The sequence below is a fragment of the Paucihalobacter sp. genome, from assembly GCF_036825875.1.
In the GTDB taxonomy this organism is placed as follows: domain Bacteria; phylum Bacteroidota; class Bacteroidia; order Flavobacteriales; family Flavobacteriaceae; genus Paucihalobacter.
Genome location: NZ_DAISXK010000002.1, coordinates 119241 through 125959 on the forward strand (window position 1 = coordinate 119241; position 6719 = coordinate 125959).

The window sequence follows — 6719 nt, forward strand, 5'->3', positions numbered from 1 at the left end:
AAAATGAGATTAATAATTATAAACCTTTTTGCAATTGCTACATGTCTAGGCTTAAATGCACAAACTTTGAAAGGAAAGGTTGTAGATACAAAAAATCAACCAATTGAAGATGCTTATGTCTTTAATATGACATCCGGAAATCATACACATTCATCCGGTGATGGTGTATTTTTTATTGGAAGTACAAAAGTTGGAGATTCTATTTCTATTGGTTTGTTGGGTTATGAAACTTTAAAATTTAAAGTTGATAACAACCAAATAAGCAACCAAACCATTTTTATTTTAAATGAAAAAATTTTTAGTCTAGATGAATTGGTTATTTCAGAATCCATAAATCCTGTTAACACGATAGTTAGATTAGATATTGCAACAAACCCCGTGAATTCTTCTCAAGATATTTTGCGTAAAGTTCCAGGTCTTTTTATAGGTCAGCATGCTGGAGGTGGTAAAGCAGAACAAATATTTTTACGTGGATTTGATATAGATCACGGTACTGACGTTGCAATATCGGTTGATGGTATGCCAGTTAACATGGTTTCGCATGCACATGGACAAGGATATAGTGATTTACACTTTTTAATTCCTGAAACTATCAATACAATAGATTTTGGAAAAGGTCCGTATTATGCAGGTGTAGGTGATTTTAATACGGCTGGATATGTTGGGTTTTCAACCTTAAACAGGTTGAAAGAGAGTAGTATTACCGTTAGTGCGGGTCAGTTTAATACCATTAGAACCTTAGGGATGTTTAATTTAATAGAAGATCAATCCAACCAGAGTGCCTACGCGGCTATTGAATATTTGGCTGGTGATGGTCCATTTGAGTCTCCTCAAGGTTTTAACCGATTGAATATTTTCGGTAAATACACTTCAATATTTAAAAATAACGATAAATTATCGGTAACAGCTTCTCATTTTACAAGTAGATGGGACGCTTCTGGACAAATTCCGCAACGTGCGGTAGACGATGGAAGCATCACAAGATTTGGCGCGATAGACGATACCGAAGGCGGTAACACATCCAGAACCAATGTGAATATAGCCTTAAATAAACGTATTGACGATGAAACCACATTAAAATCAAATATGTATTATTCTAAATACGATTTTGAATTGTATTCTAATTTCACCTTCTTTTTAGAAGATCCAATTAATGGCGATCAAATTCGTCAAAGAGAAAACCGTGATATTATCGGACTTAATTCTAGCATAACCAAAAACACAAATCTTGGAAATGTTCCAGTCGAGGTATCTTCAGGCTTCGGATTCAGACATGATATGGTTAGAGATGTTGAACTTTCTAGATCGTTAAATCGTTCTACAACGCTCGAAAACATTCAATTAGGAGATTTAGATCAAACCAATATTGACGGTTTTGTGAAGGCAAAATTCGATTTCGGTAAATTTAGTATCGCACCCGGTCTACGTTTGGATTATTTCAAATTTATGTACAACGATAAGTTGCAACCAACATACACCGTACAATCTGAAAACAAAACTATAGTAAGTCCCAAACTTAATTTTTACTACGATTTAAACAGAAACATGCAATTGTTTTTAAAATCGGGTATAGGGTTTCATTCCAATGATACTCGAGTGGTAGTAAATAATTTAGGCGAAGATATTTTGCCACGTGCCTATGGTGTTGATTTGGGAACTGTTTGGAAACCAGCTTCAAATTTAGTAGTTAATACAGCACTTTGGTATTTGTACTTAGAACAAGAATTTGTGTATGTAGGCGATGCAGGAATAGTTGAACCAAGTGGTAGAACAGAACGATTCGGCCTTGATTTGGGTTTGCGTTATCAAATAAATGATTGGTTATATTTTGATTCGGATGCCACCTACACAGATGCTAAAAGTCTAGACGATCCCGATGGTGAAAACTTTATCCCATTAGCACCAAAATTTACTGCGACTGGTGGATTTTCAGTGAGTAACTTAGATAATTTTTCAGGAGGATTGCGCATGCGTTATTTGGGTGATAGACCAGCAAATGAAGACAATTCTATTGTAGCTGAAGGTTATTTTGTAACGGATTTAAATTTGAATTACAACCTGAGTAAAAATATAACCTTAGGATTAATTATAGAAAACCTTTTTGATGTAGATTGGAATGAAACCCAATTTGCAACAGAATCAAGGTTGGCAAGTGAAGTAGATTCTGTAGAAGAAATTCATTTCACGCCAGGAACACCTTTTTTCTTGAGAGGAAGTATTACGTATAGATTTTAAAATAATCAGCATTGTTGAATTAAGGGATAGTAACTATGTTGATTAAACTAACAATGTCATCGCTTTAACAAGTGCTTTAGGTTAAGTTGATTAGTGGTGTTTTTGAGTTTTGTTGTTAGTTGATGATAACCCGCTGAAATTTTCAGCGGGTTATTCATTTAATACCATGAATGAAACCATAAATAATCATTTTCAGTTTTCTATTAACTAATTTTACATTTCATCTCAATGATTCTACACTTGAGTTACTAATTGTTTTAAAGATCTGCCAAGAACTTCAATTTTGTGCTATCAATTAAAACATGCACAGAAGTGAAACAAATTTTATTTATTCTTATTGTCTTAATAACCAAAACTATTACAGCTCAAACCACCATTTCGGGAAAGGTGACCGATGTGAAAGGAATGCCAATAGCTGGTGCCAATATTTATTTACAAGGTACTTATGATGGTGGCACGTCGGATGATTCAGGTGAATTTTCTTTTATAACTGATGAAAATGGTGAAAAAACGCTCATTGTTTCATTTTTATCCTTCGAAACTTTTGAATTAACAAAGGATGTTTCTTCAATGACCAAGCTGGAAATCAAACTGCGTGAGGATGTCAATACCATGGATGCCGTTATTTTATCTGCCGGAACTTTTTCAGCAGGAGATAATAGTAAAGTTTCGGTTTTAAAGGCCTTAGATGTAGTAACAACAGCAAGTGCATTAGGTGATTTCGTAGGTGCTTTGCAAACCTTACCAGGAACTACAACGGTGGCCGAAGATGGTCGATTATTTGTTCGTGGTGGCGAGGCTGATGAAACTCAAATTTTCATCGATGGGATTCGTGTGTTCACACCTTATAGTCCTACTACTAATAATATACCTTCACGTGGACGTTATTCGCCATTTTTGTTTGATGGGATTACGTTTTCTACAGGTGGTTACTCGGCTGAATACGGACAAGCATTGTCCAGCGTACTACTTTTAAATACCATTGACGAGCCAGATCAAAATAAAACAGATATTGGAATCATGAGTGTTGGCGCCACGCTTGGAAATACTCAAAAGTGGCATAAAAGTTCACTGAGTGTGAATGCGTCATACACTAATTTAGCACCTTATTTATTGTTATTTGAAGATAGAAATGATTGGCAAAAACCATTTGAAGGTGCCTCAGGCGAATTGGTTTTCAGACAAAAATTAAATTCAGGATTGCTAAAATTGTATGCCGCATTTGATACTACCAATTTTGAGCTGATTCAGGAGGATATAAATATAACTGAAGGTGTAAAATTTAAGCTCAATAATAATAATTTGTATTTTAATGGTTCGTATAAAGGCGTTATATCCGACAATTGGGCAATATCTAGTGGATTAAGCTACACCTACGCCAATAATGAATTAAATTTCATTGATAACAATATTGATAATTCAGAAAATTCCTTTCATGCTAAAGTTGTTTTTAAACGCAGATTCAACAATCGGTTTAAGTTGAATATTGGAACCGAATATTTTGCGACAAAATTTAATGAGCTATTCGAGAGTAGCACGATTCAAGAAACGCCTTTAGGATTTCAAAATAATATCAGCGCTTTATTTACAGAAGCGGATTTAATTTTCTCAAAGAAATTGGCTTTAAAGGCAGGTATTAGAGGTGAATATTCCGAGATATTTAATCAATTTACAGTTTCACCTAGAATTTCAATTGCTTATAAAACCGATAAAAATAGTCAAGTTTCCTTGGCCTATGGCGACTTTTACCAACAGTCCAACAGTGATATTTTAAAGTTTAATCAAGATTTAGAGTCGCAGCAAACATCCCATTATATTTTAAATTATCAATATAATTCTGAGGGGAAAATATTTAGAGCAGAAGCTTATTTCAAAAACTATAATAACTTGGTAAAGTATAATACTGAGTTTCCGGGGTTCAGTAGTACATATAATAATCTTGGCGAGGGTTATTCTAAAGGAATCGATTTATTTTGGCGTGATAACAAAAGCTTTAAAAATTTAGATTATTGGGTTAGTTACTCCTATTTAGATACAGAGCGCGATTACAGAAATTTCCCAAGTCCGGCAGTGCCAAGTTTTGTAAACAATCATAACTTCTCTGTTGTTGGAAAATATTGGATCGATTCGTTAAAAAGTCAGATTGGGATGAGTTATGCTTTTGCTACTGGTCGCACTTATACAAATCCTAATAACGTCGGATTTTTAAATGCTAAAACAAAACCTTTTAATAGTTTGAGTTTAAACTGGGCTTATCTATTAAGCCCACAAAAAATACTGTATTTCTCAATTAATAATGTGCTTGGAACTAAAAATATCAATGGTTATCAATATGCCAACACGCCTGACATGAATGGCAATTTTAATAGACGCGCTTTGAGGCCTGCAACTGATCAATTCTTTTTTGTGGGATTCTTTTGGACCATTAGTGAAAAGGGAACCGATAACCAGCTCAATAATTTGTAATTGCAGGACAATTACAATTCATCCTTGATAATTAACAACTCAGTAAAAGAGGTTTTAAATTTTTGATTTAACTAAAAATCTTTGAACCATAATCATTAAATAAAAACAACATGAAACAGTTTTTTACCATCATTATTTTATCCTTATCACTATTGTTAAACGCTCAATCAAATTACGAAAAGGGTATGAAAAAAGCTTTCGATTTATGGGAAGCCAATAACTGGAACGAAGCAGAACAACTTTTCGAGCGTATTGCAGCAGCCGAGCCAGATGAATGGTTGCCAAATTATTACGTCGCTCAAATGAACAGTATCAAATCTTGGAACGAAAAAGATTTAGAGGTGGTCACTGCGCAATTAACTAAAGCTCAGGATTATCTTAATAACGCTATGGCAATTAGTAAAGATAACTACCATATTTTAGTCATGCAGGCTCAAATTTATACCAATTGGATTGCACTGGACGGTAGAACTTACGGCATGAAATACTCAGGAAAAGTAACAGAATTATACAATCAAGCATATGCCTTAGCTCCAGAAAATCCAATGGTAGTGTTATCCCGGGCCGATTGGAATATGGGCAGCGCACGTTATTTTGGTCAAGACACCAAACCATTTTGTAAAGATGTAGAAAAGGCTCTAGCTCTTTTTGAAGATTACAAGCCAGAACCATTTCACCCAAATTGGGGCAAACAACGTGCTGTTGAGATTTTAAAATCTTGTAAAGATTAATGAAATAAAATAAAAAACCTTCTGTTGCAATTTTGCGAACAGAAGGTTATTAATAATATTATTTTCAGTATTTAAGGCATTACCGCAGCTACTGCACCCAAAGTGTAAAGTTGCTCTAAATTAGGTGAAACACTTCCGCCTTCTGGCTCAAGCGTAATACCAAACGCTTCACTTTCAAATTCATTAGCAATTTGGAAAATTTTATTATCGTCAGTTTCAAAATCTGATAATATACCTAAACTTACTGGCGTTAACGGACTTAATTTTAAGGACCATACTTGGTAAACCTTTCCTTTTGGTGGTTCGGGTAAGCCTCCTGCATCTAAATAAATGTTTTTATTGTTTTTATCCCAATACACGGTGGCATAACTTTCTTCAAATTTGGCTTGACCACCAAGTGGCACTTCAATAATATTTTTATCTCTTAATACTGCTAAAATTTCTTTGGTGGTGATTAAATCGTTTTTGGTTATTTCGATTTGTTGTTCAAGAAACTCTTTTTCATTTTCAACAACTTGGATATCTGTTTGTAATTTTTTATTGTTGTTAATGGTAAACAACAAGGCCGCCCCAAGTAAAATAGCAGCCGCCCAGCCCGAGTAGCTGATGAATTTGTTTCTACCAGAATCAATTGGAATAACCTTCGGTTCTGCTTTATTTATGGTTGTTGAAATACTGCCATAATTGCCTTTGCTTCTCGAAGCTGCCGCCGTTAGCTGCTTGATAGCTTTTTCAATTTCAAGCACTTCCTTAAATACCTCAGGATGCTTCTGCATCATGGTATTGACTTCCATATTTTCGGCTTCCGTAAGTTTTCCAGCTACGTAAAGCTCTAATATTCCTGATGATATGTATTCTTGAACGTCCATATTAATTTAATATCATATTTCTAAGTTCCTGAATACAATTCCGATTTTTGGTTTTTATCGAGCCAATTGGCATAGACAAAGTCTCTGATGCTTCCTTGTGGGTAAATCCTTTGAAGTATAATAAATCAATTACCTCAATACATTTTTGGGTCAGTTTTTCTACATATTTTTTTATCCCGATGGCATTCATAGCATCATTTAAATTTTCGTTTGTTTCAATACTATTTACGAAAAAATCGGCACTCAGGTTTTGCTTTGAGTTTTTATAGGCTTTTGACCGCAATTTATCTATAGCCGTATTGCGGGCTATATTGAGTATCCAGGTGAAGAACCTACCTTTTTTAGCTGAGTAACTTTCGGAACTTTGCCAGGCTTTCACAAAAACGTCTTGAGTAAGTTCATCTGCAATGTCGGCATC

Annotated in this window: 5 protein-coding genes; 3 read left to right on the forward strand and 2 right to left on the reverse strand. The window is 34.6% G+C overall.

The annotated features are described in order from the left end of the window. Positions 1-3: 3 nt before the first annotated feature. The 3 genes from V7Z48_RS01475 (at position 4) to V7Z48_RS01485 (ending at position 5432) form a co-directional block, all read left to right on the forward strand. Positions 4-2235 (forward strand): TonB-dependent receptor, encoded by a 2232-nt coding sequence (locus tag V7Z48_RS01475; protein WP_334111609.1) that lies wholly within the window; start codon positions 4-6, stop codon positions 2233-2235. 312 nt (positions 2236-2547) lie between these two features. Further along, positions 2548-4701: a TonB-dependent receptor gene (locus tag V7Z48_RS01480; RefSeq protein ID WP_334111610.1), complete on the forward strand. Its 2154-nt coding sequence runs from the start codon at positions 2548-2550 to the stop codon at positions 4699-4701. A gap of 110 nt (positions 4702-4811) precedes the next feature. After that, a complete protein-coding gene (locus V7Z48_RS01485) occupies positions 4812-5432 on the forward strand; it encodes a hypothetical protein (RefSeq protein ID WP_334111611.1) in 621 nt (206 codons plus the stop codon). Positions 5433-5503: 71 nt separating this feature from the next. Here the strand turns inward: V7Z48_RS01485 and V7Z48_RS01490 are convergent, their stop codons facing one another. Both V7Z48_RS01490 and V7Z48_RS01495 read right to left on the reverse strand, forming a co-directional pair. Next, on the reverse strand, positions 5504-6301 hold the full coding sequence (locus tag V7Z48_RS01490) for an anti-sigma factor (RefSeq protein WP_334111612.1): 798 nt from the start codon (positions 6299-6301) through the stop codon (positions 5504-5506). Position 6302: 1 nt separating this feature from the next. After that, positions 6303-6719, reverse strand: a 417-nt coding sequence (locus V7Z48_RS01495) for an RNA polymerase sigma factor (protein WP_334111613.1), incomplete at its 5' end; no start/stop codon positions are given.